Source organism: Caballeronia sp. M23-90 (assembly GCF_053574605.1).
In genome coordinates, this window is the sequence record NZ_JBSIPA010000023.1 from 1 (window position 1) to 23,524 (window position 23,524).

Consider the following 23,524-nt stretch of genomic DNA (forward strand, 5'->3'; position numbering starts at 1 on the left):
TCCCGGACGCGTCCCGAAACCACAACTGACGTCTCGGCCGCGCCGCGTGCGAACGACCACGCCGATCCACCGCCGCCCTGCTCGTAGATGACGGCCTGATGCATGGACAGATCCGCCGGCGTCAGCGGTGTGCCCGCTTTCTCGAAGTACGCAGGCGTTCCGACTACCTTGCGCGGGCTCGTGCCAAGCTTGCGCGCGGTCATGGTCGAATCGTTCAGCGCGCCCATTCGCAAGGCGACATCGACGCCACGTTCGAGCAGGTCGACGTTTTCATCGTCCAGAATGATGTCGATGCTCAGCTCCGGATTGGCCTCCAGAAAAACCGGCAGCCTGGGAACGATGTGAAGCCGCGCAAAGGTCACGGCCGCCGATACCTTGAGGCGCCCGGCCAACCTGCTGGCGGCGCCCTTGGCCGCGAAATCGGCTTCATCGGCCTGCAGGATCGCGCGTCTTGCGTGCTCGTAGTAGGCCTGACCCGCCTCCGTTGGCGTGAGGCCGCGGGTGGACCGGAGCAACAGGCGAACACCCAGGCGATCCTCAAGCTGAGCGATCGCCTTCGATACCGCCGGCTGCCCGACATCGAGAAGCCTCGCGGCTGCCGAAAACGATCCGGATTCGACCACGGATACGAACGTCTCCATGCCAGTCATTCGGTCCACCGTGCGCTCCCTTCTGTCATGTCACGTCGGCCAGGCATCAGCATGCTGCAGTCGAGTCCCGCTTCACCGCCACGCATTTGATCTCGACCAGCAAGCCCGGATGCGCGAGCTCGGATACGCCGATCGAGGTCCACGCGCATGTGCCGCGTGGAAAGACGCGATTCTTCACCTCCCGGAATACCGGCATATGTGTGCTCATCTGCACGTGGTACGTCGTCATATCGACAATGTCTTCAAACGTGCAACCGGCCGCTTGCAACACCGTGCGCAGATTTATCCAGCATGCCAGGAACGGCGCCTCGGGATCGGCGATCACTTCCAGGTCAGCCGTGCGCCCAACTTGGCCAGCGCAGAAAACGATGGCGCCGACCTTTACGGCCGGCGCATATCCTGCACGGGCGACGATATTTTGCATCGCCGAAGGGACGATCACTTCGCGGTCTGTCATGTGATGTTTCCGTTACGGGGTTGAAGCAGTCACGGGTTCAAGGGGTCCTTCACTACGGACTGAATTATGACCGCTTACGGACAATACCGAGCGGAGACACTGAGCGCGAAGATGTGTTATCCCGCCGTTCCCGAATACGCGGCCCTCAGCGCCGCGACATCGAACTTCACCATTTTCATCATGGCTTCGGCAACACGCGTGGCCTTTAAGTGATCGGAGTCGGCCATCATTTCGATGAGATCGCCAGGAAGGATTTGCCACGAGACGCCAAAGCGGTCTTTCAGCCATCCGCACGCCTCGGGCGCGCCGCCGCCTTCGAGCAGCGCGTTCCAGTAACGGTCGAGTTCTTCCTGATCATCACAATTGACCATGAACGATACCGAGTGATTGAACGGGTCGCCTCCGCCCGAACTCATGGCGATAAACGGCTGCCCGAAGAGGACGAACTCGACGACCTTCGTTGAACCGGCGCTTGTCACCGCGGTTTTCCGGACGACGTGCGAGTCCGGGAAAATACCTGCATAGAATGCGGCGGCCTCCTCTGCTTCGTTCGAGTACCAAAGAAACGGCGTGATTTTTTGAATCGACATTGCAATCTCCTGTCAGTGTTGACTGAATGCGTGGTTAAGCCGCATACCGCCATTGAGACGACGAAGGAAGGCCATCGAGATCGACATGCGCGGGCTGAATTTTTTTCGCTAGCGAACATTCGCAGCCGCGCGATGCTTCCGAATCCGGACGACTTATCGAATCAAGCCGCGAGTGGACCGGACGAGAAACTCATGGAACGGTTTGACTTCGGCGTGGACGCTTGCAATCTCGGCGATCTCCGGCTTCGCTTCCTCGAGCGTCTTGCCGCTTCGGTAGAGCACCTTGTAGGCGTTCCGGATGGCGTGGATCGCTTCCTTGCTGAAGCCGCGGCGCTGCAGGCCCGTAGTGTTCACCCCGTTCGGTGAAGCGTGATTGCCCTGGGCAATAATGAACGGCGGCACGTCTTGCGCCACGCCGGAACAGCCGCCCACCATGACGTGCGCTCCGATGACACAAAATTGGTGGACCGCGCACATCCCGCCGATGATCACGTAGTCATCCACGATCACGTGTCCGCCCAGCGTTGCGTTATTTGCCAGAATGCAATGATTGCCGACAATGCAATCGTGCGCCACGTGCGCATTGACCATCAGCAGGTTGTCGCTGCCGATCCTGGTGATGCCGCCGCCCTGGACCGTGCCTCGATGTATCGTGACGCTCTCGCGGATCTTGTTACGGCCGCCTATTTCTACTTGCGTCGGTTCCCCGGCGTATTTCAAATCCTGATTGTCCTCGCCGATCGTAGCAAAGGGGTAGATGGTGTTGTCTCGACCCATCCGTGTGTGGCCACTTACAACCACATGGGACTTGAGGATCGTTCCCGCGCCGATCGCGGCATCGCTGCCAACGATGCAGTAGGGACCAATACGCACGCCGGCGCCTATTACAGCGCCGTCTTCAATAACCGCAGTCGGATGGATGACAGCCGTTGCATCGATCATCAATGTTGCCTCGCAAAAACGCCGCCCTCGGTGTCGTGGCAAGAAGCTCGATGACGGCTGGGTACAAGGCGATTATATTGACCCTTTGCACACGCTGCCGATGCCCTTTCGTTTCGCTGTCGTCAAGGGCCTCCGGCGCCGCAGAAAGAGCCCCGGCACAGTGCTGGACCAGACGCTCATGGTAGAGGTTTTTCGTCTCGGGAAAAAAGAAAGGCCGAGCGGGCGTTTTTTGAAGCAAGACATGCAGAAGCGCCAATCACCCATCGGCTCGCCAGGATTTTCCTGCCGTGCAACAGCGCAAACTGTCAATCCGGGCATGGTCGCGGTCGTGAACTGAACGTCTGTCGCAACTCACTGCGACCGGCCGCCGTTTCCGACAGCAGTCGTTCAATCCCCTGTCTCCGCATCTGTCCAGGCAGAGACTTCGAACCCGCTTCGCCCGGCAATCGTGGCAGAATCAAGCTGCCTTCGGAACCATCCAACCACTCAACAAATCACGAATGTCCCTTCATACCTGGTTTCTTTTCGCGACGGCGTATCTCGTCACCACGATTTCACCCGGTCCCAACGTTCTACTCGTGATCCGTAACACGGTCAGGTACGGAAGTCGGGGAACCGCTTCCACGATCGCCGGGAACCTGCTGGCTCAACTGGTGGTGGTCATCCTTGTTGCGCTGGGCGTGGGCGCCGTGCTGATTGCGATGCCCCCGCTATTCGTCGGCATGAAAGTGATCGGTGCTCTCTATCTCATGTACCTCGGCGTGAAGCAGTTAAGACATCAGGCGCCTGACGCGACATCTGCTGCCAACGCTCAGATTACGCACGTATATAACAAAGGGAAGATTTTCCGGGAATCAGTTCTGGTTTCAGGCAGCAACCCCAAGACACTTATTTTTCTTTCGGCCTTCATGCCACAGTTCATCGCCCATGACCGTCCGTTGCCCGGGCAGTTCATGGTCATGTATTTGACCGTCGCTGCAATCGTGGCGCTTGTCCACACGATCTACTCGGTGAGCGTCCGTCGCTTTCACAACGGACTTGGGACGAGTCGCTGGCTGGGCGCCGTGAAACGCAGCAGCGGATTGGTCTTTATCGCCCTCGGTATCAAGCTGTTGACCGCCAAGCGCGTTTGACGCTGAACTGACAGATGGGGCGCCGCCATTGGTCAGTCCGCGTCGGGCAGAAGACGACCCTGGTTTGCTTCAAAGCCGGTCACTCATGGGCCGAAAACGCCTGCCTCATCGAGCATGTCGATCAGCCCCTCCGGGTAGACAGTCTCGGTCGTGCTGGACAGTTCCTCCCGGCCCCACCACCGGTGATCGGCCATCACTTCACTCTCTTGCGCCGTCCAACCATCACGTGAGATGGATTCCGCGTCCGTATGAACGACGAAATAGTGTTCGACCGCCAGGACGCGCTCGCCATCCGGTAACTGTAGAAACACTTCGCGCCGACCGACCGGCCCGGATATCTGCGCCTCGTATATGCCAGTTTCTTCGCAGCTCGTATCGTGGCGTCCTCGAACGTCTCTCCTTGCTCGACACCTCCGCCCGGCGTCGCCGAGTAGTGCCTGGCCGCCAGCACGCCAGTCCTATGGACGAACCGGAACAGCAGGACTTGCCGCTTCGGGGTGGTGATCAGTAATCTGGCTGAAGGACGATCACGCATGGGAATGAATCGGAGTCACCCGGACAATTGCAAAGCCCGCAGGATACGCCCTTCATACGCAGGCCAGTCCCTTCCGGAGTTTTCAATCGCAAGCTTGGAGAATGGAAGTTCCTCGAACAGAGTATCCGTGGTGCAACGGTAATCGCGATATAAAGCGACAAGTCCCTCCAAGCCCGCGAAACCCCTACGCGTGCAGTAGGGCGCTGCAAGCTTCCAGTTCGCCTGGTAATCGATCCACTCGGCGCCACGCTCGGCGCATACGGCCCGAACGGCTTGTTCGACGTCCCTCTGCCAAAGGTATAAGACAAAGGGATTGAGCGGCGCAATGACAGTGGCAAGTGTCTGCACGTAGTTCGAAATGAGCGCTGGCTCGGCCTCCATGAGAAACAGATTGGTCAGGTCGCCATGAAATAGCTGACCATCCATGACCGGGACCGTGGCGCCCGATTGTGTGGTCTCGACAAACGCGGCCCATTTCGCGAGCGCGCGTTCCTGAAGCTGCACCGGCGTCACATCGCGCCAAGGTTCGAACCAGTGCTCCAGTTCGTCAGTTGCGCGCACTGGATGCGGGTCTGTCCTTTCATGCACGGCCAGCGCTTGCTGCCCCATCTCTTGCAAGCGTTTCGCAATGAAGCGCATTGTCGTGGATTTACCGGACCCCATGATGCCTTCGATTATCACGAGTCGATGGTCAGTAAAGGGTTCTGCGTTGACGGTCGTTGTAGAGCCCATCATGTTCAACTCAGTAGTCATAGCTGGATGGCGGAGGCTGGTTCATTGCGATTGCTTTCCAATGTCTTGAAATGGTCACTTGCGTCACGGTCAGCATATCCCGCTAAGATACATTCTTCCTCTTAAATGCATCTGTCCATGACGACGTTAGCCCATCGCCCCAACACCGCCCTTGTTGTCATCGATCTTCAGAATGAAGTCGTTGCAAACGCATACCGACGGCATCAAGTGCTCGACTCAGTCCGGATACTTTTAGAAAAGGCGCGCAGCGCTCAGATCCCGGTTGTCTGGGTTCGTCACGCCGACGAAGACCTGCACGCAGGCAGCGAAGCCTGGCAGATCGTTTCTGAACTTGTTCCGGCGCGAGGTGAAGCGATCATCGAAAAAAGTTATCGCGACGCATTTGAAGGCACCGATCTGGAACAGGTGCTGGCGGCGCTTGGCGTTGGCAAGCTCATTGTTGCCGGCGCGCAGACCGATATGTGCATACGCTCGACGCTGCATGGAGCACTCGTGCGCGGCTATGACGCAACGCTCGTCGGCGATGCCCATACGACCGAAGACATGACGCAAAGGGGAGCACCTCCGCCAGCGGCCGTGATCCGGCACACCAATCTGTACTGGAGCAACCAGAAGGCGCCTGGCCGATCGGGTGCAGTCATCGAGACGAAAGACATCGATTTCACGCGCAGCGGTTCGCAAACATAAGCCGTTTGCGTTCCAGACCGCGTTTCCCTGCGCGTCACCCTACTCATGCCCGCTGGATCGCTCCCGCAACCGCACGAACAGCAAGCAGGTATCCATCGACACCCAGCCCGCAGATCACACCGCGCGCCGCCAGTGAAATCAGTGAATGCCGATACTGCTCGTCGCGCTGATGGATGTTGGTGATATGCACCTCGATTACCGGCTGGCGAATCAACTTGACTGCGTCGAGCACCGGTATCGACGCAAACGAGAACCCCGCCGGGTTGATGACAACGGCCGCATCCTTTTCAAAGGCTTCCTGCAACCAGTCGATCATCACGCCTTCATGGTTCGTCTGGCGAAACTCGCATTCGAGGCCAAGCTCGCTCGCAAGAGCCTCAGTGCGTTCCTTCACCTGAGCCATGGTCGTCGTGCCGTACAGGTGCGGTTCGCGCTTGCCCAGCATGTTCAGGTTTGATCCGTTCAGCACATATACAAGTGGCTTCATTTTGCATTGCCTGCGTGTCAAGGAGAGGGAGATTGCGTAGATGCATGCACGGATGAACCCATCACTTCCCTTGCAGAGTCGACCCGGTTCAAGTCGATACCCAGGGTTTCGGGCGCGGTCAGAATCGCGGCCAGGGAAATGACGTTGAACGTGACGCACACGGCGACGACACCCCACGGCGAGCCGTTGCAAAGGGCGAAGAGCCACACCGCAACAACGGGCATGGGACCGCCTGCAATCAGGTTGGCGCCGGTGTACGCCAGCGCCGAGCCTGAGTAGCGCACATTGGTCGGGAACGCTTCGGCGAATGCAACCGGCTGGATGCCGCTTTGAAACTGAGTGAAGCCGAGAAAGAAGCCCATTGCCGCAAGCATGGGCACGAAACTCCTGGTATCGAGAATCTGGAAGTACACGAACAACATCAGCAAGGTGGCGATCGAACCTATCGCCAGAGCTTTCTTGCGGCCGATCCGGTCGCTCAGCATGCCGCCGGCCAGCGCGCCGACGATCGCACACATGTTGGCCCCCATCAACAGCAGGAAGCCAGTCTGCTTCGGCACGCCCAGCGTTTTCGTGACGTAACTCAGCGAGAACACGACGATCAGATAAAAGATGGCCGCGGGGCCGCAGAAGAACAGCATCCACCGAAGCACTGTTCGCCAGTGAAGGCGCAGTGCATCGCGCAGCGGACTGCCCACGCGCACGACTTCGGTTTTTCGAAGCGCGACGAATGCGGGCGTCTCGCTGACTCGCAGCCTGATGTAGATTCCGACGATCACGAGAATGAAGCTCAGGAGGAACGGTATGCGCCAGCCGTATGCATCGAACGCTTGCGCCGACATCGCCGATGACAGCGCGAGCAGGACGCCGTTGGCCATGATCTGGCTGAGCGGCGAGCACAACCCGAGAAGGCCGGAGTATTTGCCGCGCCGATCGGACCTTGCGTGTTCGATCGCCATCAACTGCGCGCCCGTCGATTCACCGCCCAGCGCAAAACCCTGCAGGATGCGCAGCACTACGAGCAGTAACGGCGCCCATACACCGATGCTTGCGTAGGTCGGCAGCAGGCCCATCAGCATCGAGCACACACCCATGATGGTGACAGTACCGAGCATCAGGTTGCGTCGTCCCATCTTGTCGCCGAGATAACCGCAGATGATGGCGCCCAGCGGTCGCGCCGCGAGTCCGACGCCGAACGTTGCAAGCGAAGCCAGCAATGCGGACGTCGAATCCATCGAAGGAAAAAACAGCTTGGGCAAGACGGTAGCGGCGAGTGCACCGTATAACGTGAAGTCAAACCATTCGAGTGCCGTCCCGACAGCGGCGGCGGTCACTGCGCGCGTGCGCATCGCCTGTTGCGCGGGTAAGTTCGATTGCTGATCCATGTTGTCTCCGTTTCCAAACCGGTGTTGGCGCCGCGTCGCGAACCTGGTTTTTAGTCGCGCGTGGTCCGTGTTTTTGTCATGCATCCCGTGAAACCGCTGTGGAAAACCATCCGGCCGGGCTGCATACGGCACAGACTACCAGCGTGGCCGGGACGGTATTCCAGGGTGGAATGTCATTCCGTATCGTGCAATCATGGGTACTCTGTCGAGTGGAAGGGAGTCTTCATGCCGGGCGTGACCGAAAGAACTCTGGCGGTGCTGGAATTTCTCGCGACTCAAATGGAAGGGACGCCGCTTGCGTTGATCTCGGACCAACTCGAGATTCCTCGCAGCGCCTGCCATCGCCTGCTCGTCGATCTCAAGCAATGCGGCTATGTCCGTCAGTTACGCGAGCATGGCGACTATGTGTTGACCACGAAGCTCGCAGGACTGGGCCTCAGTTATCTGGCGACCTCCGGCATCATCGACATTGCGCAAACGCTGCTCGACCGGCTCGCGGAAACATCCGGCGAGCTTGTACGGCTCGCGATCGTCGACGGAGACAGGCTGACGTGGGTCGCCAAGGCGCAAGGTGCGCTGAAGGGGCTGCGATACGACCCGGACATGGGTATGGACACCGTTCTTTCGTGCAGCGCGACGGGGCACGCCTGGATGATGACAATGACCGATGAGCGTGCGCTCGAACTGGTGACGCGCCAGGGGTTCGGGCAACCAAAGCAATACGGGCCGAGAGCGCCGACTACCGTGAAGGCGCTCCTGGAGTTCGTCGATGCGGCCCGCGCCCGTGGCTACGCTACGATTTACGAAGTGTTCGCGCCGGGGATGACTGCGATGGCCGCTCCGGTTCAACGACGGGGTTATCCCGCGATCGGGGTGATCAGCATTGCAGGTCCCGCTGTCCGGCTGACGGAAAAGCGTATGACAACACTTGGCCCTGCTCTTGTATCGGCTGCAACCGAACTCGCGGCTGCAAGCCTGGCGTCTCCGCTATTTGGCCGAATGCGTTAGTGTCTCGTACGAACGAAGAATCTGAAACCACCTATACCTCCCATGTCCGACCTGCGCAACCTGACGTTTGAACATCTGCTCAACTACATCGCCGTCGTCGAAACAGGTTCGTTCACGCGCGCAGCGCAGCGGCGCGGCATTGGCAAGACGACAGTCAGCGACAGCATCCAGCGGCTGGAACTGCAACTGGGTGCGAGCCTCATCGTCCGGACCACACGGCGGATCAGCGTGACGGAGGCAGGCGCTTCATTCTTTGAGACGTGTCGTGAGATCGTGCGTCTCGCCGACGAAGCCATGTCCGTCGTCAGCCCATCGCAAGACGAGCTGCGTGGAACATTGCGGGTTGCGTCATCGGTCGAGTACAGCGCGGTAGTGCTCGCTCCGGTCCTGGCCCGAATGCAAAGAGCACATCCGGCGCTGCGCATCGAGATGGTGTCTGCCGACCGCCTGATCGATTTGATAACGGACGGCGTCGATGTGGCGATCCGTCTTACCGAACTTGCTGACTCTAGTCATCGCGCAGTGCGCATCGGCGAATATTCGAAGTGGCTGGTCGCCAGTCCCGACTTTGTCTTGCATAACCCGCTTCCGGAACAGATCGACGACGCAGCCACCCTCGCCTTCGTCGGGCTCTCAGTCCTGGCCCATCCCGCGCGTTTCAAGGCGCATCGCGCTGATGGAACAATGCGCGAGATCAATTTCTCTGCCAGCGTGTTGGCCGACACCGTCTACGCATGCCGTGCGGCTGCAGCCGAAGGCGCCGGCATTGCGCTATTGCCCGATTTCTCGGTGCTTGCAGATCTGGCCACGGGTCGGCTGGTTCGCGTGTACCCCGGCTGGTCGACGACATCCACGGCGATCCATGCGTTGATTCCGCCGGGCAAGCATACGGCGCCGAAAACCCGGGTGTTCATCGATATGCTCAAGGCCGATCGCGGCGTTGCATGACGATGGCCGGCTGAACACCTGTGCGCTACGCCATTGCGTGCCATTCATGCTGCGCCAGGCAGATGACCATGACGGAGCAGGATGACTGTCGGCACTTCGGCATACGGTGCGTGCGTGGCACCCGGATGCAGACGCAACCACGTTCCAGCAGGATAGCGTTCCTCAGCATTCCTTATTTCTCCGCTTAGAACGAATAGCTCTTCGCCGCTCGGATGCGTGTGATCGCGGGTCTGCGCGCCAGGTTCCCAGGCGACGAGGCTGACATGCTGAACGCCGTTCGCTAACGAAACTACGCGCATCCGGGGATTGACTCCCTCACGCCAAGCCCGCTCTCGCGCCGTGCGAAGCAGCGGATGACACACCGAAGCACATGCCTGGCGATATACAAGCAAGCGTGCACCGCTCTCGCCTGCGCGCACGACAGTCGCGTTGCACAGGATCAGGAAATCATGGGTATGGAGCGAATGATCATCGGTTTCGGCATAGCCTTGCAGTACGTATAGATCATGGCGCTGGCCGGCATCCAGCGTATATGTCGCAAAGGGGGCAAGGTCGACCACACCTACCCATTGCGCGTCTGCAGCATGCGTCAGATGTGTGATCTCGCATGTGCCTCGCGGCGATGCATCGAGATCGACCCAGGCTCGTTCGATCGATTGTGTTTGCATGTCTGCTCCTTGCTCCGCTGATGCGATCTGTCGCTCGGCCGGTTGACCGTCGAAGCGATTGTGCGCAATCACACGGCATGCCGGAAGGGGGCAAAGCGGCAAGACAGAATCCGTGTTTTGCGGACAATGCCGGCGGCCAAACTCGATTGTCCGTAAATGGCGGATTCTGTATCGCCACCGCGCCTGCTTATCACGTGCGACGTCCTCCAAGACAATTCGATGACCGAAATTCATTCGAGTTTCATTACGGAGGACCATCGTGAACACATCCGCTTCATTGAGCATGTCCGGCACGTCCGCCTCGCTTCGGGCAACAGGCGCAGTCGCTTTTACGGTCCTTTCGTGGGCTGCGGCGTTTCCTTTCATCCGGATCGGTTTGCATGGACTTTCGCCAACGCAATTGGCAGCCGCGCGCTTCGCAACAGCGGCGGTCCTGGTCGTAGGCTGGCTTGTTTATCGGCGGCCGAAAAGACCTTCGCTGCGCGATTCGATGCTCTTCGCCCTGTCTGGTTTTCTTGGCATCGCAAGCTATAACGCGCTCCTGAATACCGCGGAGCTGACGGTTGCGCCGGGCGCGGCGGCCTTCATCATGAGCACGTCGCCCATCTTTACCGCCCTCCTGGCGGCCGTTTTCCTTCGTGAAAAGATCAACCTATGGGGTTGGCTCGGCTCGCTGTTCAGCTTTGCAGGCATTGGGCTGATCGCGTGCGGACAACCCGGTGGTCTCGCGCCCGGTAGTGGTGCCACGCTCATCCTGCTCGCCGCCCTGGCATCCTCCGCATACTTCGTGCTGCAAAGACGCCTGATCCCAACTTACGGTCCGCTCGCAAGTACCGCCTATACATTGCTCGCGGGTGCGTTGCTGTTATCGCCCTGGTTGCCTGGCGCCATGGGCGCGCTTGCCGCACCTTCTGCATCAGCGGCGACGTGGGGCGCCGTGGTGGTTCTCGGCGTATTTCCTGCCGCGCTCGGATACGCGACATGGACCATCGGCTTAGGCCATTTCGGCGCGGCACGTGCGTCCAACTTCTTGTATCTGGTACCTGCAATCGCGACCGGGTTGTCGATGTGTCTGACGGGCGAGCGCCCCGGGTTGAGTACGGTCGCCGGTGGACTGATGGCGATTGCAGGCGTCGCGTTCGTCGCGTGGCGCGGCCGGGTTTGATGATGGCGTCGCAAGGTGGCGGCGAGTCCGCTCTGTAAGTTCTCAACGCACGCCACTGCGCATGGCTTGCAGATTAAAGGCCGATATATCTTCATCAGCATCACTGAGCAAATCACCTGAAGCGCTTCAGGTTTGCCACGAGCGCCTGCAATCGAGCAGGTATTCACTGCGCTGACGCGAACGCATCGACATAATCTTGGTCAATAAGTCGCGGTCAGGATCCAACTCAGGATCCAACTTTTACGCATCGGCGCAACTGAGATGAAATATGCGAATAGCCAGCATCAGCATCCTGCTTCGTGGCCGGCCGACTAGGTTGCCGGCCGGCTTGTCGTCGCCAATGGTCGAAAGCCCGAAACCAGCGACTCTCGATTACATCGTCCACATCTACGTCCGTGCGGTCCGCGCTCCCGCGTGCGATACTTTTTACCCCGCTACCCTACCGAGTGGTCTCGCTGCCACGCGGCTCTCGTTGAAAGGAACCTCATGTCATCCGTTCAAACTTCCTCGTCCGCGCCCGTCTGGTTCATTACCGGCTGTTCCACCGGATTTGGCCGGGAGCTCGCACTTGCCGTACTGGATAAAGGCTGGCGTGCTGTCGTGACAGCGCGTCAACCGAGCTCGCTGGCGGAATTCGAGGAGCGCTACGGCGATCGCGCGCTGGTGCTCGAACTCGACGTCACGCAGGCCGGTCAGATCAAACACGCGGTAGAAAAGACGCTTCAGCAATTTGGCTGTATCGACGTGCTCGTCAACAATGCTGGTTACGGCTACCTGAGCGCAATCGAGGAAGGCGACGATCAGGATGTGCGCGACATGTTCGAAGTAAACTTTTTCGGTCTCGCCGACACCATCAAGGCCGTGTTACCCACAATGCGCGAACAGCGCGCTGGACACATCGTCAACATCACGTCGGTGGGCGGCCTGATCGGCAATCCGGGAAGCGGTTATTACGCCGCCACCAAGTTCGCGGTGGAAGGCCTGAGCGAAGCGTTGGCCGCCGAGACGGCCGATCTGGGGATCAAGGTGACAGCCGTCGAGCCTGGCCCGTTTCGCACCGACTGGGCAGGACGTTCGCTGAAGCAAGCAAAGAATCCGATCGAGGCCTATGAGGCCGGCGCCGGCAAGCGCCGCAGCGCCATCTCGGCCGCGAGTGGCAAGCAGCCGGGCGACCCGGCGCGTGCGGCACTGGCAATCATCGCTGCCGTGGAATCGCCGAACCCTCCGGGCCACTTGATCCTCGGCAGCAACGGTCTGGAGCGCGTAAAGATCAAGCTGGACGCTCTGCGCGCCGAGATCGCCGCATGGGAAGCCACCACGCTTAGCGCCGATTTCCCCGAATAGATTTTCGCTGACGGGAATCCAGTCCAATCCTTACGGCGAGATTCCCGGCTCATCGCGAGAAAGAGGCCTTCGAGGAAGCTCGGTTAAGCACCGATGCTCTTCTCGAAGCTGGCGGCGAAATCATCAGACAGCAACAGCTCCAGCATGTTACGCAAGGCTTCGGATTCGGGTTGTCCGAAAGCCTTGTTGAATCCGGTTTGAGCTTTGCGCCACAAGGCATCGGATTCGGCGAGCTTGGTGCGCCCCTGCAACGTGAGGCTGATCAGCCGATGCCGCCGGTCATCAGCATCCACCGCCACCTCAATGAATCCATCGCGCTCGAGTGGCCGCAGCGTATGCGCGAGCGCGCCCGGGTCCATTACCAATGCATTCGCGAGCGCCCCGACATTGGCGGGCTCGGAGCGCCCTATCTGCGCGAGGATTGCGCGCTGAGTCGTCTTCAGACCGCATGGCGCGAGCGCCACGTCGTAGAGCTGTGAAACCCGACGCGTCGCCTTGCGCAGTACCGTGCAATTGCAACCGGCCTTCTTTGCCTTTTTTCCTGCCACTTTTGTAGCCATCGTTCTCATCTGTACCAATCCCGCAAAGCTCGCTCTGAAATGTCAGCATATGCAGGCAATTGACGAAATGCAAGCATATGCAGATAATGAAGACTGGACCGCCCGTTCCTGGAGACGCGTTATGTGGCTTGCCAGTTGTACGAATCGCTTCGTAGTCGCAACGTACGCCGCGGGCCAGGACGCAACCACATGAATCGCCCGGTTCTTGCCGCATCCGAAGTTTCGACCAAGCGTCATGAATGGCTGGTGCTGATCTGTACCTCCGCGCCGTCGTTCATGCTGCAGTTGGACGCCAACATCGTGTCGGTATCGTTGCCGTCGATCGCACGTTCCTTGAACGCGAATTTTGATGGCATCGAATGGGTGATCACTGCCTACATGCTGAGCTTCGCATCGTTGCTGATGCCCGCGGGCGCGCTTGCGGACCGCTTCGGCCGCAAACGGTTGCTGGTGATCGGCCTGAGTCTGTTCACGCTTGCCTCATTGCTGTGCGGACTGGCTTGGAGCTTGCCCGTTTTGATTGCCGCACGCGCATTGCAAGGCGCCGGAGCGGCGATGCAACTCAGTGCCGCACTCGCGACGCTATCGCACGCTTTCCACGGCGAAGCGCGCGCACGTGCGTTTGCGTTCTGGGGTACGGTCGTCGGCATTGGAATCGCGAGCGGCCCGGTGGTGGGCGGGATCATCACGCAAGCATTCGGCTGGGAGTGGGCTTTCTATGTGAATGTGCCGATCGGCGCCGCGCTTCTTTTCCTGATCCTGCGTGTGATCCAGTCGTCTCACGATCCGAACGCAATGCGGCTCGATCTGCCGGGCGTAGCCTGTTTTTCCAGCGCGCTTTTTCTGATAACGCTTGCGTTGATAGAAGGGAACAGGCGTGGATGGAGCGACCGCTGGATCGCCAGCGAACTCGTTGGCGCACTCATCCTGTTTGCGCTCTTCATCATTGTCGAACGGCGTCAGGCGCGGCCGATGCTCGATCTGTCGTACTTCCGCAAACCGACTTATCTAGGCGCAACGCTCGCGCAGTTCGCGTTCTCCGTGGGCTTGCTCACAATGCTGACCTTCGTGCCGATCTTTCTGCAAAGCGGTCTAGGGGAAAGCTCGGCCACCGCCGGACTGATGATGTTGCCCATGGTCGTACCTCTGTTCGTCGTACCGCGTGTCGTGTCGCGCCATCTGGCGCATCGTCTGTCGGGGCGCGCGTTGCTCACGCTCGGCCTGCTGCTGGTTTGCATCGGACTGTGCTTTTTCGCGGCAGTAGCGACAATGGTTGAGTACTGGCCGCTTGTTGCCGGCATGCTGGTCGTCGGGACGGGCGCTGGCTTGCTCAATGGCGAGACGACCAAAGTCGGCATGACGGTGATCCCGAAGGAGCGTTCCGGGATGGCGTCGGGTGTATCGGGCACGACGCGTTTCACCGGACTAGTGATCGGCATCGCCGCACTCGGCGTTGTGCTTTACGCTCGTGTTCATGGCATTGTCGCCCAGGCGTTGCCGTCGATCGATGCGGCCGCGCGCCTGCGTCTCGTACAGGACATCACTGCTGGTCGCCTGGCCAGCGTGGCACTGCCGGGAATCGACGCAGCGACGTTGCACACGTTGGCCGTCAACAGCTTCGCAGGGGGTTATCAGGCGCTGTTTCTGTGTGCGGCAGCGTTCATGGCAGTGGCAACGTGGCTCACGTGGAATCTGGTCAATCCGGCTGAAACGCCGCCCATCGGCATCGCTGCCGGACAAAGCAAGTAGACACTCCGGCATTGCGGCCAACGGGAATGCCTTCACCTCGCAGACGAGTCACGCATAGCTGAGTCACGCATAGCTCGCTAGAAACATGTCGGCGGCAGACTCCGCTACCCGCCTTTGCTCATCCACGCTGAGCGGCGGTTGCCCCATCGTGACCTGGGGCCAGAACGCAAACGCTTTTACGAGACCCTGCAACTGCTGTGAAGCGAAAGCCGGGTCCGGCGTGTTCAGGCGGCCATCCTCAGCAGCCGCGCGAATCCAGCACGTCAGGTCTTCCTCGCGCTCACCCATACGCGCCACCATATCGCGCGCGCGTTCCGGCGAATGAATGCCCGCCGCGATCGCAACGCGGGCGAGGGACAAGAACGCCTCATCATTCAAAAGGCGAAGCTTCTTCAGGAGAAGCTGCAGAAGTTGCCCGCGTAATGGATGCCCGGAGGAATACACCGGCGCTTGATCTGTGTCACTTGACTCCCACAACTGCCGCAGGATCGCCGCGAACAACGCTTCCTTGCTTGGGAAATGGTTGTAGACCGTGCGCTTGGAGACGCTTGCGCGTGCGGCGACGCGATCCATGCTGGTCCCATCGAAGCCGGCCGCCAGAAACTCCTGGATGGCCGCGTCGATGATCGAAGCGCGCTTGCGGTCGGTAAGACGTAATGAAATATCACCGGTATTCATCGACGAATTTTACACCAGGCAGTTTACTTTTCTTGAAAACAAACTACACTGAACAGTCTACTTCGAATACCGAGGCGCCCTTGATGGCATCGTTCACCGGTTCAATTTGCCGCGCCCTGGGTTTGACCGCGGCGCAACGCGGGCGTGGTCTGTTCAGCGCCTCTACCCAGCACGACGGGACCCGCTTTCGCAACGTCAAGCCGCGTCCGGTCGAGGGAATCCGCAAGACCGCAAGCATCATCTGGAACATCATCTTTCACAAACCGGACGGTACGCGGCCGGCACACAGACTTCCCGTCGATCCGCTGTCGCGCGAGCAGCTCGACGCGGCACCTGATCGAAGTTTGTATCGGCTGGGACATTCGACCATGCTGCTCAAGCTTCGTGGTCAGTTCTGGTTGACCGACCCCGTATTTGCAGAACGTGCGTCGCCCTTCAGGCGGTTCGGCCCGAAGCGCTTTCATGCGCCGCCCATCTCGCTCGAAGATCTGCCTTCGCTTCGCGGTGTGATCCTGTCGCATGACCACTACGACCATCTGGACCGCGAAACGGTACTGGCGCTCGCGGCCAAGACCGCGGTGTTTCTGACGCCGCTGGGCGTGGGTGATCGCCTGGTCGAATGGGGTATCGACGCATCGAAAGTACGCCAGTTCGACTGGTGGCAAGGTACCGAGATCGAAAGCTTGCAATTTACGGCCACACCGGCGCAACATTTTTCGGGCCGCAGTCTGTTCGACGGCAACAGCACCTTATGGGCCTCATGGGTCATCGTCGATGACGGTTTGCGTCTGTTCTTCAGCGGCGATACCGGCTACTTCGACGGGTTCAAGACCATTGGCGAACGACTCGGTCCGTTCGACGTAACCATGCTCGAAACGGGCGCTTACGACGCCCAATGGCCGTATGTTCACATGCAGCCTGAAGAAACCATACAGGCGCACGTCGATCTGCAAGGACGATGGATCGTGCCGGTTCATAACGGCACGTTCGATCTGGCGATGCATCGCTGGCAGGAACCCTACGAGCGCGCGGTCGCACTTGCCGCCGCGCGTGGCATTCCTCTCGCGACGCCGCGCATGGGAGAGCGGCTCGACCTGACGACGCCGCATCACGGTGAGCGGTGGTGGCGAGATGTTGCTGACGTTGCGCACGTGTCGACGGCTCCGCGCCGCTGGTTTTCGTGCGGGCGCACTCGGCAAACCAATCCGTGACACCATTGCAGCGCCCGCTCTTGCCCGGCTCGCCTCAACGGCCGCTCTCAACCAGCGCGGAACCGTCGCTCCCGAGAGGCTTCGCCGTGCGATCCCAAGGCGGCTCATCGCCGAACGTTTCGGCCAGGTAATCCACAAAGCGGCGCACCTTGAGCGGTATGCGCTGCGCGCTGGGATAAACCGCCTGGATCGTCAGATTGGCCGTGCAATACGCCGGCAGCAGCGCGACGAGTTCGCCGCGCCGGAGGTGCTCGCCGAACACGAATGTCGGACCGTACGCAATACCGGCGCCGGCGAGGGCTGCAGCGAGAAGCATTTGCGTGTTGTTGGCTGTCATCCGGCTTGGTCCGTCGATGACGTGCGCGCGGTTTTTTGCATCGAACAATGTCCAGTCGCCGGCCGATACAGCTTCACTGAAAGCAAGTCGTTGCGCACGCATCAAGTCGGCAGGCTTGCGCGGCGTTCCATGGCGCTTCAGGTAGGCGGGAGACGCACACACGACCATGCGGCACGGCGCAAGCCGGCGCGTAACAAGTCCAGGGTCTTCCAGCCGTCCGATCCGGATTGCGACGTCGACACCTGCATCGATCAGATCGACATAGCGGTCTCCAAGCAGCACTTCCACGTTGACGTGCGGGTGATCGTCCAGATAGCGCGCCACGATCTCGCCCAGATGCATCGCGCCGAACGTGACCGGCGCCGCGACGCGCAGCAGACCGCGCGCCGTGCCTTGCGAATCGCTTGCTTCACGCCTTGCTTCGTCGAAGGCTTCGAGAATCCGCTTGCAGCGTTCGTAATAAGTCTGGCCGGTGTCGGTCAGACTCAAGCGCCGTGTGGTGCGCTGGAGCAACCGCGCATTCAGCTCGGACTCAAGGGCGCTTACGTGTTTGCCGGCCATTGCCGCCGATAGGCCAAAGCGGCGCGCTGCCGCCGCAAAACTGCCTTCCTCGACGGCGGCGACGAAAACGCCAAGGCTCGTGAGTCGATCCACGTCCCCTCCCTTCCCTTTCCAATTCGATAACAGGATTATCGACTGAAAACACCAATCAGCCAATTATCAAATTCAAGACTCGAATCTAACATTTCGCCATCAACTAACAAACCAGGGCACGGAAATGGAAATCAAGTCGAACGGTACGCGAATCCACGTCACGCAGCGCGGCAGCGGCGAGTTGGCGCTGGTGTTCCTGCATTACTACGGCGGCTCGTCGCGCACATGGGATGGGGTAGCAAGTGAATTGTCCGACCGCTATAGAACCGTCGCCACCGATCACCGCGGCTGGGGCGATTCCGAGGCGCCCGCCGACGGCTACGGCATCGCCGACCTTGCCGCTGACGCCGAAGGCGTCATCGATGCGCTGGGGCTGCAGCGTTACGTTCTGGTCGGCCATTCGATGGGCGGGAAGGTTGCTCAACTTATCGCATCGCGTCGGCCGAACGGGCTCGAAGGCCTTGTACTCGTCTCGCCATCGCCTCCGTCGCCGGTGCTCCTTTCCGACGAGCAACGTGCGACGTTGGCCGGCGCGTATCAATCGCGCGAATCGGTTGAATTCGTGATCGATAACGTCCTGACCGCACGATCGCTCGACGCCGCTCGCCGCGAGCAAGTCATCGAGGACAGCCTGAGGGGCGCACCGCAGGCGAAGGCAGCCTGGCCAAACGTGGCCATGCGCGAAGACATTACAGCAGCGATGGCGTCAATCGACGCGCCGACCATGGTCATCTCAGGCGAGCTTGATCAGGTCGATCCCGTCGCGACACTGCAGGCGCAATTGTTGCCTCGCATCCCGCACGCGGCGATGCACGTCCTGCCCGGAACGGGGCACTTGTCGCCGCTGGAGGCGCCCGCCGAGGTGGCGCAACTCATTGCGCGATTCGTCGCTGCGATTGAGGGCGAGTCCGTCGTGTTGGCCCTGCAGGGTATGACGCCGTAACCGGCCATAAGGACTACATCATGAACAAACCTTCCATCGCTGCGATTCCTATCCTGCCGTTCGGCATGGTCCACTGCCACCTGATCGTCGGTGCAAGGGGCTGCGTCCTCGTCGATACCGGCACGCCAGGCTCGGAGGAAAAGATTGGCCGCGCTCTGATGGAGCACGGTCGCGGATTCCGAGATGTGACGCTGATCGTGGTCACTCATGCGCACACGGATCATGCCGGTTCGGCTGCACGATTGCGTGAACTGACGGGCGCACCAATCCTGGCTCATGCCGGAGATCTGGACTATTACGAGCGGCGCAAGGAGATGACATACTGCGTCGCGCACTGGTGGGGCCCGCTCTTCTTGCGCTCTGGCTTACCCCGCGAACCGTACTTGCCGTTCACGCCTGACATCCTGCTGCAGGACGATGCCAGCTTTGATCTGAGCCCTTACGGAATCGACGGCGTGGCAAGGCACACCCCAGGCCACACGGCCGGCTCCGTGTCGGTCGAACTGGGCAGTGGAGACGCGTTGGTCGGCGACCTCGTCGCATCTGGAGTCTTTCTTGGGGGATTGGTACGCAAGGGACACGCCATGCGCCCCCCGTTCGAAGATGACCCGCAAGCTGTCAGCGGGGAATTGATAGGAATGGTGGACGCGGGTATGCAACGCTTTCATATGGGCCATGGCGGCCCTCTGAATGCTGCGGAAGTGCGCCGGCATGCTCTCTCGTTGCGGAAGCAGAAGCCCGGGCGCAAATACGGGATGGAGGCTGGCGTGTGTACGTGTGCCAGCCACAAGCTCACTGAGGTTGTTGATTAAGGTGGTGGCATCTTGCCAGCCACGAATTGCTTGGTCAGCACGCGTGCTCGTTTCTTTCGCGCGAACTTTCTTCAACGGTCCACGCAGCTTCGCCCGGACCCTGCAACCTTGACGGCTACAGCTTTCCACCGTTGATTGGAAAAAGCGGCTTTCCGTCTCTGGAAGACAATCCCCACTTTTTAAGCAGCGCGTCGTAGACACCATCTTTCTGCAGTTTCAAAAGCGCTTGTTGAACCGATGACGCCAGTTGCTTTCCCTTTTCATCGACGCCAAAGCCGATGCCATATGGCGCCAGCGGATTGAAATAGACGACCTTGTATTTTGCGGGCGTTTTGCTGGCGTTGTAATAGCCCACTGGCGAGTCCACCCACGCCACCTCGCTGACGCCCGTCGAAAGCGAAAGCAGTGTCATATTGGAGTCGGGATAGGTCGCGACCGTAAGCGGCTTTTTTCCTGCTTTGATACATGCGTCGCTGATCTTGGCACTTGCCTGTCCCGAAGCCGAGCCACGCGGTAGCGCAACCTGAAGGCCACACAGGTCATCGAGCGACTTCATTGACACATTCCTCGCCGGCGACGCGACGATGGTGTCGCCCATGTTCAGGTAATCGACGAACGTAACGACCGTGTGCCGGGACGTGAAATCGGAAAGCGACAGCAACACGTCAAAGCGATTTGCATTCAGCCCGGGGATCAGCGCGTCGAAAGACGACTGAACGAGCTCGAGCTTCAGGTTCAGCAAGGCGGCGGCAGCAGACAAGAGGTCTGGTGTAAAGCCGGCGATATTGCCATCGTCATCTACGAACTTGATCGGCACGACATCAGGATTGACTCCTGCGAGCAACGTTCCGCGATCACGATAAAACTTCGGCACGGCCGCCGCGAGCGCGGCATCGGCCTTGACGTTCGGAACCTTGGATGAGTCCTCGCCCCGGGCAACTTGAGCGAGAAACAGCGAGGCGAAGACACACGCCGCCGCCCGGACGATGGTCCGGGACGTGCATCCTGTGCCGGTCAGAGGGTAAGGATTCATTCTAGTCAAACCTCGCTGAGTGAACGTAGCTTGCAACCAGTGAATGCAGTCGGCGCAGGCCCTGTTACGCCGCTCTTAGTGTGCTCTGCGCGAAATCGCGCCTGTGCCATAAAAGGCAATCCGTCGCCATGTCCTCATTGACCGTTGCATCCGCCAACTGACCCACCATGATGCTATGTGTGAAACCGTCATGTACGGCGATCAGGTTGCAATCGAATACGACGACCGCACCGATCAGGATGGGCGAACCGGTGTTGCCGTCTTGCCACTGTCCCGGTTCGAAACGCTCCGCGCCGCGCGACGATGTGAAGCGCTTCGCGACCGCAGTCTGATCTGCGGACAGCAAGTTCACGGCAAACTTCTTGGTTCGTAAAATGACATCATGCGCGGACGCTGACTTGTTGATGCAGACCAGCATGGTCGCGGGATCTACGGACAGGCTGCATACCGAGGTCGCGAGCATGCCCGACGGCAAGCCGGCCTCTCGCGTGGTTATGGCCGTGACACCGCTGGCAAAGCACGTCATTGCGTGGCGGAACGCGTCAGCGTTCACATTGGTCGATATGGGCATGGCTCTTACTCGAAATTGTTCGTGATGTTGGGCTTCATAAAGCGCGGCGCTTAGTCGCCGAACTGGAGCGGCTTGAGTCCGAGGTTTCCGCGCAGCGTACTCGACGCATACTCGGTCCGGAACAGGCCACGTTTGCGCAGCTCAGGGAGGATGAATTCAACAAAGTCTTCCAGGCCGTTCGGCAAAATAGCCGGGCAAAGGTTGAAGCCGTCGGCCGCGCCTTCCTTGAACCAAGTCTCCATGTCGTCCACGATATCCGCCGCTGTTCCAATGAGCTGCCGGCCACCCGAAGCTCTATGCTTGTACAACTGGCGAATTGTCATGTTTTCGCGCCGGGCCATTTCGATAAGTCCGCCCCCAATGCTGCTGACCGCGCCCGAACCGATATCTGGAACGGGTCCATCCAGGTCATACCCGGAAAGGTCGCCGAGCGTGCTGTGCAGGATTGCTAGGCCGCTCAACGGATCGATGAGCTCCTGCAACTGATCGTACTTGTCCTGCGCCTCCTGTCTTGTCTTCCCGACATAGGTTGTAAGGCCCGGCATGATCAGCATCTGGTCGGCCGTCCTCCCGTATTTTCCCAGACGGCTCTTTAGGTCTGCATAGTATTTCTGTGCCGACGATATATCGAAAGAGGCGCTGTATACGACGTCGGCATTTTTGGCTGCAAGCTCGCGTCCCGCTTCGGCCGCACCCGCTTGAACGACTATAGGCCGGCCCTGGGGTGTGCGAGCCGAGTTCAACGGTCCCCGGACGCTGAAGTGCTTGCCCTTGTGATTCGCAACATGCAGCTTCGACTCCTCATAGAAGATACCTGTTTCCTTGTTGCGAATGAATGCATCGTCTTCCCAGCTATCCCACAGCTTCTTGACAACATCGACGAATTCATCGGCCCGCTCGTAGCGCTCTTCATAGCCCAAGTGTTCATCGCGGCTGAAATTCCACGCTTCCTGCTGGGACCAGGAGGTAACCACGTTCCATCCAGCCCGGCCGCCACTGATATGGTCGAGGGATGCATATTTTCGGGCAATATGAAACGGTTCGTTGTACGTAGTGGAGGCCGTCGCCACCAGTCCGATATTCGATGTGTGAGCACCGATGGCCGCGAGCAGGGTGAGCGGTTCGAGCTCTGCGTTCTTCGAGTCGCGGGTCAGCGAACCCTTTGGCGTATCGGAGGCGCGAACACCAATGCCGTCGGCAAAGAAAATCATGTCGAGCTTCGCTGCTTCAGCCTTGCGGGCGCTATCGAGGAAATATTTGAAATCGATCGCACCGCCTGCAGGCACATCAGGGTGCCGCCAGGCAGCCATGTGATAGCCGAGGTAACGCATCGACAGGCCAATCCGCATCATTTTGTCTTGTTCCATCACATCTCCAGTCATGTCTGGGGTTGAGTCGACAACCCGTTGCCGCCCATCTCAATCGGGCATATTCGAAATGAAGCGCCGGGTGCGTTCGGTGCCGCCGCCGTTGAAAATATGCGCGGGCGAGCCCTGGTCGACGATCCGTCCGCCGTCCATGAAGACCACGCGGTTCGATACCTTGCGGGCAAATTCCATTTCATGCGTCACGACGATCATGGTGGTGCCGGAAATCGCCAGCCCTTTCATGACGTCGAGTACTTCGTTCACGAGCTCGGGATCGAGCGCGCTGGTCGGCTCGTCGAAGAGCATGACCTCCGGCTCCATGGCGAGCGCCCGTGCGATTGCCACTCGCTGCTTCTGTCCGCCCGAAAGTTGCGCGGGGTAGTGCTTCATCTTGTCGGCCAGGCCCACCCGCGCGAGTAGCGCGCGTCCGCGCTCGATCACGTCCTTTCTTGCTTCTCGGCCGACAATGCGAGGTCCCGCGATGACATTGTCAAGCGCGGAGTAATGGGGAAACAGGTAAAAACCCTGGAACACCATGCCGAAATAGCGTCGTTGCCGGTCGAGTTCTTTCTTGGGCAAACGGATGCGGCGATTGCCGCGCATTTCGGTGCCGAGCACTTCGCCCTTGAAGGTCACCGTGCCCGAGTCGATCAGTTCGAGCATGTTGATACAGCGAAGGAGCGTGCTCTTGCCCGAACCCGATGGGCCGATGATGGCGACCACTTCCCCTTTGTCCAGTGAGAAATCGATCGCGTCAAGCGCGGTGAACGCACCGAACTGCTTGGTGGCCGTCTGGATCTGGAGCAGTGGGTTGCCCGACTCGTTTGCATTCCTGGCAATGCTGGAGGCGTCCATGA

27 protein-coding genes and 1 pseudogene are annotated in these 23,524 nt (G+C 59.7%); 11 read left to right on the forward strand and 17 right to left on the reverse strand.

What is annotated here, in order from left to right:
- From ACRXB1_RS04380 to lpxA, 4 genes are all read right to left on the reverse strand, one after another.
- The coding region (locus ACRXB1_RS04380) for a LysR family transcriptional regulator (RefSeq protein ID WP_449491215.1) at window positions 1-659 on the reverse strand (659 nt) is incomplete at its 3' end.
- Window positions 660-696: 37 nt separating this feature from the next.
- Window positions 697-1,107 (reverse strand): RidA family protein, encoded by a 411-nt coding sequence (locus ACRXB1_RS04385; RefSeq protein ID WP_449491216.1) that lies wholly within the window; start codon window positions 1,105-1,107, stop codon window positions 697-699.
- Between the two features lie 116 nt (window positions 1,108-1,223).
- The gene (locus tag ACRXB1_RS04390) at window positions 1,224-1,697 is read right to left on the reverse strand and encodes a VOC family protein (RefSeq protein WP_449491217.1); all 474 of its coding nucleotides are present in this window, start codon (window positions 1,695-1,697) and stop codon (window positions 1,224-1,226) included.
- A gap of 153 nt (window positions 1,698-1,850) precedes the next feature.
- Window positions 1,851-2,639, reverse strand: a complete 789-nt coding sequence (gene lpxA, locus ACRXB1_RS04395) for an acyl-ACP--UDP-N-acetylglucosamine O-acyltransferase (RefSeq protein ID WP_449491218.1) — start codon at window positions 2,637-2,639, stop codon at window positions 1,851-1,853.
- Between lpxA and ACRXB1_RS04400 the strand changes: the two genes are divergently transcribed.
- Complete coding sequence (locus ACRXB1_RS04400) at window positions 2,617-2,976, forward strand: hypothetical protein (protein WP_449491219.1); 360 nt, start codon at window positions 2,617-2,619, stop codon at window positions 2,974-2,976. The genes lpxA and ACRXB1_RS04400 overlap by 23 nt on opposite strands.
- 163 nt (window positions 2,977-3,139) lie before the next feature.
- Window positions 3,140-3,772, forward strand: a complete 633-nt coding sequence (locus ACRXB1_RS04405) for a LysE family translocator (protein WP_449491220.1) — start codon at window positions 3,140-3,142, stop codon at window positions 3,770-3,772.
- An 83-nt stretch (window positions 3,773-3,855) separates the two neighbouring features.
- On the opposite strand, the gene ACRXB1_RS04410 is transcribed toward ACRXB1_RS04405, so the two are convergent.
- The 3 genes and pseudogenes from ACRXB1_RS04410 to ACRXB1_RS04420 form a co-directional block, all read right to left on the reverse strand.
- Entirely contained in the window at window positions 3,856-4,083 is a 228-nt protein-coding gene (locus ACRXB1_RS04410) for a hypothetical protein (RefSeq protein ID WP_449491242.1), read from the reverse strand.
- A 113-nt stretch (window positions 4,084-4,196) separates the two neighbouring features.
- Window positions 4,197-4,307, reverse strand: a pseudogene (locus ACRXB1_RS04415) (DNA mismatch repair protein MutT); the annotation flags it as partial.
- A 15-nt stretch (window positions 4,308-4,322) separates the two neighbouring features.
- Window positions 4,323-5,042: a hypothetical protein gene (locus ACRXB1_RS04420; RefSeq protein ID WP_449491221.1), complete on the reverse strand. Its 720-nt coding sequence runs from the start codon at window positions 5,040-5,042 to the stop codon at window positions 4,323-4,325.
- 135 nt (window positions 5,043-5,177) lie between these two features.
- Here ACRXB1_RS04420 and ACRXB1_RS04425 point away from each other — a divergent pair, with 135 nt between their 5' ends.
- Complete coding sequence (locus ACRXB1_RS04425; RefSeq protein WP_449491222.1) at window positions 5,178-5,747, forward strand: cysteine hydrolase family protein; 570 nt, start codon at window positions 5,178-5,180, stop codon at window positions 5,745-5,747.
- Between the two features lie 43 nt (window positions 5,748-5,790).
- Here ACRXB1_RS04425 and ACRXB1_RS04430 read toward each other — a convergent pair whose 3' ends face one another.
- Together ACRXB1_RS04430 and ACRXB1_RS04435 are read right to left on the reverse strand one after the other, a co-directional pair.
- Window positions 5,791-6,234 carry a type II 3-dehydroquinate dehydratase gene (locus tag ACRXB1_RS04430; protein ID WP_449491223.1) on the reverse strand — a complete coding sequence of 148 codons (444 nt, stop codon included), beginning with the start codon at window positions 6,232-6,234 and terminating at the stop codon, window positions 5,791-5,793.
- Between the two features lie 17 nt (window positions 6,235-6,251).
- The gene (locus tag ACRXB1_RS04435) at window positions 6,252-7,619 is read right to left on the reverse strand and encodes an MFS transporter (protein ID WP_449491224.1); all 1,368 of its coding nucleotides are present in this window, start codon (window positions 7,617-7,619) and stop codon (window positions 6,252-6,254) included.
- A gap of 225 nt (window positions 7,620-7,844) precedes the next feature.
- Here ACRXB1_RS04435 and ACRXB1_RS04440 point away from each other — a divergent pair, with 225 nt between their 5' ends.
- Both ACRXB1_RS04440 and ACRXB1_RS04445 read left to right on the forward strand, forming a co-directional pair.
- Window positions 7,845-8,627 (forward strand): IclR family transcriptional regulator, encoded by a 783-nt coding sequence (locus ACRXB1_RS04440; protein WP_174363947.1) that lies wholly within the window; start codon window positions 7,845-7,847, stop codon window positions 8,625-8,627.
- A gap of 42 nt (window positions 8,628-8,669) precedes the next feature.
- Window positions 8,670-9,575 carry a LysR substrate-binding domain-containing protein gene (locus ACRXB1_RS04445; RefSeq protein WP_449491225.1) on the forward strand — a complete coding sequence of 302 codons (906 nt, stop codon included), beginning with the start codon at window positions 8,670-8,672 and terminating at the stop codon, window positions 9,573-9,575.
- Between the two features lie 44 nt (window positions 9,576-9,619).
- Here the strand turns inward: ACRXB1_RS04445 and ACRXB1_RS04450 are convergent, their stop codons facing one another.
- Window positions 9,620-10,243: a cupin domain-containing protein gene (locus tag ACRXB1_RS04450; protein ID WP_449491226.1), complete on the reverse strand. Its 624-nt coding sequence runs from the start codon at window positions 10,241-10,243 to the stop codon at window positions 9,620-9,622.
- A gap of 283 nt (window positions 10,244-10,526) precedes the next feature.
- Here ACRXB1_RS04450 and ACRXB1_RS04455 point away from each other — a divergent pair, with 283 nt between their 5' ends.
- Window positions 10,527-11,408 (forward strand): DMT family transporter, encoded by an 882-nt coding sequence (locus ACRXB1_RS04455; protein WP_449491241.1) that lies wholly within the window; start codon window positions 10,527-10,529, stop codon window positions 11,406-11,408.
- A 486-nt stretch (window positions 11,409-11,894) separates the two neighbouring features.
- A complete protein-coding gene (locus tag ACRXB1_RS04460; RefSeq protein WP_062001426.1) occupies window positions 11,895-12,752 on the forward strand; it encodes an oxidoreductase in 858 nt (285 codons plus the stop codon).
- 83 nt (window positions 12,753-12,835) lie between these two features.
- Here the strand turns inward: ACRXB1_RS04460 and ACRXB1_RS04465 are convergent, their stop codons facing one another.
- Window positions 12,836-13,312, reverse strand: a complete 477-nt coding sequence (locus ACRXB1_RS04465) for a MarR family winged helix-turn-helix transcriptional regulator (protein ID WP_449491227.1) — start codon at window positions 13,310-13,312, stop codon at window positions 12,836-12,838.
- 189 nt (window positions 13,313-13,501) lie between these two features.
- On the opposite strand from ACRXB1_RS04465, the gene ACRXB1_RS04470 reads away from it, so the two are divergent.
- A complete protein-coding gene (locus ACRXB1_RS04470; protein ID WP_449491228.1) occupies window positions 13,502-15,061 on the forward strand; it encodes an MFS transporter in 1,560 nt (519 codons plus the stop codon).
- A gap of 63 nt (window positions 15,062-15,124) precedes the next feature.
- Here ACRXB1_RS04470 and ACRXB1_RS04475 read toward each other — a convergent pair whose 3' ends face one another.
- Window positions 15,125-15,739, reverse strand: coding sequence for a TetR/AcrR family transcriptional regulator (locus ACRXB1_RS04475; protein ID WP_449491229.1), 615 nt, complete (start codon window positions 15,737-15,739; stop codon window positions 15,125-15,127).
- 83 nt (window positions 15,740-15,822) lie between these two features.
- On the opposite strand from ACRXB1_RS04475, the gene ACRXB1_RS04480 reads away from it, so the two are divergent.
- A complete protein-coding gene (locus ACRXB1_RS04480; RefSeq protein ID WP_449491230.1) occupies window positions 15,823-16,950 on the forward strand; it encodes an MBL fold metallo-hydrolase in 1,128 nt (375 codons plus the stop codon).
- A gap of 34 nt (window positions 16,951-16,984) precedes the next feature.
- On the opposite strand, the gene ACRXB1_RS04485 is transcribed toward ACRXB1_RS04480, so the two are convergent.
- A complete protein-coding gene (locus ACRXB1_RS04485; protein ID WP_449491231.1) occupies window positions 16,985-17,941 on the reverse strand; it encodes a LysR family transcriptional regulator in 957 nt (318 codons plus the stop codon).
- A 124-nt stretch (window positions 17,942-18,065) separates the two neighbouring features.
- On the opposite strand from ACRXB1_RS04485, the gene ACRXB1_RS04490 reads away from it, so the two are divergent.
- Window positions 18,066-18,884 carry an alpha/beta fold hydrolase gene (locus tag ACRXB1_RS04490; protein WP_449491232.1) on the forward strand — a complete coding sequence of 273 codons (819 nt, stop codon included), beginning with the start codon at window positions 18,066-18,068 and terminating at the stop codon, window positions 18,882-18,884.
- A 20-nt stretch (window positions 18,885-18,904) separates the two neighbouring features.
- On the forward strand, window positions 18,905-19,696 hold the full coding sequence (locus ACRXB1_RS04495; RefSeq protein WP_062001419.1) for an MBL fold metallo-hydrolase: 792 nt from the start codon (window positions 18,905-18,907) through the stop codon (window positions 19,694-19,696).
- A 115-nt stretch (window positions 19,697-19,811) separates the two neighbouring features.
- On the opposite strand, the gene ACRXB1_RS04500 is transcribed toward ACRXB1_RS04495, so the two are convergent.
- The 4 genes from ACRXB1_RS04500 to ACRXB1_RS04515 all read right to left on the reverse strand — a co-directional run bounded on the left by ACRXB1_RS04500 (window position 19,812) and on the right by ACRXB1_RS04515 (window position 23,522).
- A complete protein-coding gene (locus ACRXB1_RS04500) occupies window positions 19,812-20,729 on the reverse strand; it encodes an ABC transporter substrate-binding protein (protein ID WP_449491233.1) in 918 nt (305 codons plus the stop codon).
- Window positions 20,730-20,793: 64 nt separating this feature from the next.
- Complete coding sequence (locus ACRXB1_RS04505; RefSeq protein WP_449491234.1) at window positions 20,794-21,300, reverse strand: flavin reductase family protein; 507 nt, start codon at window positions 21,298-21,300, stop codon at window positions 20,794-20,796.
- A 50-nt stretch (window positions 21,301-21,350) separates the two neighbouring features.
- A complete protein-coding gene (locus ACRXB1_RS04510) occupies window positions 21,351-22,667 on the reverse strand; it encodes an LLM class flavin-dependent oxidoreductase (protein WP_062001417.1) in 1,317 nt (438 codons plus the stop codon).
- A 51-nt stretch (window positions 22,668-22,718) separates the two neighbouring features.
- Entirely contained in the window at window positions 22,719-23,522 is an 804-nt protein-coding gene (locus ACRXB1_RS04515) for an amino acid ABC transporter ATP-binding protein (protein WP_449491235.1), read from the reverse strand.
- Window positions 23,523-23,524 lie beyond the last annotated feature (2 nt).

Bases quoted from the DNA above. Each gene is read 5' to 3' on its own strand.
- ACRXB1_RS04385 (WP_449491216.1), bottom strand. From the start codon at position 1,107: ATGACAGACCGCGAAGTGATCGTCCCTTCGGCGATGCAAAATATCGTC.
- ACRXB1_RS04390 (WP_449491217.1), bottom strand. From the start codon at position 1,697: ATGTCGATTCAAAAAATCACGCCGTTTCTTTGGTACTCGAACGAAGCA.
- ACRXB1_RS04400 (WP_449491219.1), top strand. From the start codon at position 2,617: ATGACAGCCGTTGCATCGATCATCAATGTTGCCTCGCAAAAACGCCGC.
- lpxA (WP_449491218.1), bottom strand. From the start codon at position 2,639: ATGATCGATGCAACGGCTGTCATCCATCCGACTGCGGTTATTGAAGAC.
- ACRXB1_RS04405 (WP_449491220.1), top strand. From the start codon at position 3,140: ATGTCCCTTCATACCTGGTTTCTTTTCGCGACGGCGTATCTCGTCACC.
- ACRXB1_RS04420 (WP_449491221.1), bottom strand. From the start codon at position 5,042: ATGATGGGCTCTACAACGACCGTCAACGCAGAACCCTTTACTGACCAT.
- ACRXB1_RS04425 (WP_449491222.1), top strand. From the start codon at position 5,178: ATGACGACGTTAGCCCATCGCCCCAACACCGCCCTTGTTGTCATCGAT.
- ACRXB1_RS04430 (WP_449491223.1), bottom strand. From the start codon at position 6,234: ATGAAGCCACTTGTATATGTGCTGAACGGATCAAACCTGAACATGCTG.
- ACRXB1_RS04435 (WP_449491224.1), bottom strand. From the start codon at position 7,619: ATGGATCAGCAATCGAACTTACCCGCGCAACAGGCGATGCGCACGCGC.
- ACRXB1_RS04440 (WP_174363947.1), top strand. From the start codon at position 7,845: ATGCCGGGCGTGACCGAAAGAACTCTGGCGGTGCTGGAATTTCTCGCG.
- ACRXB1_RS04445 (WP_449491225.1), top strand. From the start codon at position 8,670: ATGTCCGACCTGCGCAACCTGACGTTTGAACATCTGCTCAACTACATC.
- ACRXB1_RS04450 (WP_449491226.1), bottom strand. From the start codon at position 10,243: ATGCAAACACAATCGATCGAACGAGCCTGGGTCGATCTCGATGCATCG.
- ACRXB1_RS04455 (WP_449491241.1), top strand. From the start codon at position 10,527: ATGTCCGGCACGTCCGCCTCGCTTCGGGCAACAGGCGCAGTCGCTTTT.
- ACRXB1_RS04460 (WP_062001426.1), top strand. From the start codon at position 11,895: ATGTCATCCGTTCAAACTTCCTCGTCCGCGCCCGTCTGGTTCATTACC.
- ACRXB1_RS04465 (WP_449491227.1), bottom strand. From the start codon at position 13,312: ATGGCTACAAAAGTGGCAGGAAAAAAGGCAAAGAAGGCCGGTTGCAAT.
- ACRXB1_RS04470 (WP_449491228.1), top strand. From the start codon at position 13,502: ATGAATCGCCCGGTTCTTGCCGCATCCGAAGTTTCGACCAAGCGTCAT.
- ACRXB1_RS04475 (WP_449491229.1), bottom strand. From the start codon at position 15,739: ATGAATACCGGTGATATTTCATTACGTCTTACCGACCGCAAGCGCGCT.
- ACRXB1_RS04480 (WP_449491230.1), top strand. From the start codon at position 15,823: ATGGCATCGTTCACCGGTTCAATTTGCCGCGCCCTGGGTTTGACCGCG.
- ACRXB1_RS04490 (WP_449491232.1), top strand. From the start codon at position 18,066: ATGGAAATCAAGTCGAACGGTACGCGAATCCACGTCACGCAGCGCGGC.
- ACRXB1_RS04495 (WP_062001419.1), top strand. From the start codon at position 18,905: ATGAACAAACCTTCCATCGCTGCGATTCCTATCCTGCCGTTCGGCATG.
- ACRXB1_RS04500 (WP_449491233.1), bottom strand. From the start codon at position 20,729: ATGAATCCTTACCCTCTGACCGGCACAGGATGCACGTCCCGGACCATC.
- ACRXB1_RS04505 (WP_449491234.1), bottom strand. From the start codon at position 21,300: ATGCCCATATCGACCAATGTGAACGCTGACGCGTTCCGCCACGCAATG.
- ACRXB1_RS04510 (WP_062001417.1), bottom strand. From the start codon at position 22,667: ATGGAACAAGACAAAATGATGCGGATTGGCCTGTCGATGCGTTACCTC.
- ACRXB1_RS04515 (WP_449491235.1), bottom strand. From the start codon at position 23,522: ATGGACGCCTCCAGCATTGCCAGGAATGCAAACGAGTCGGGCAACCCA.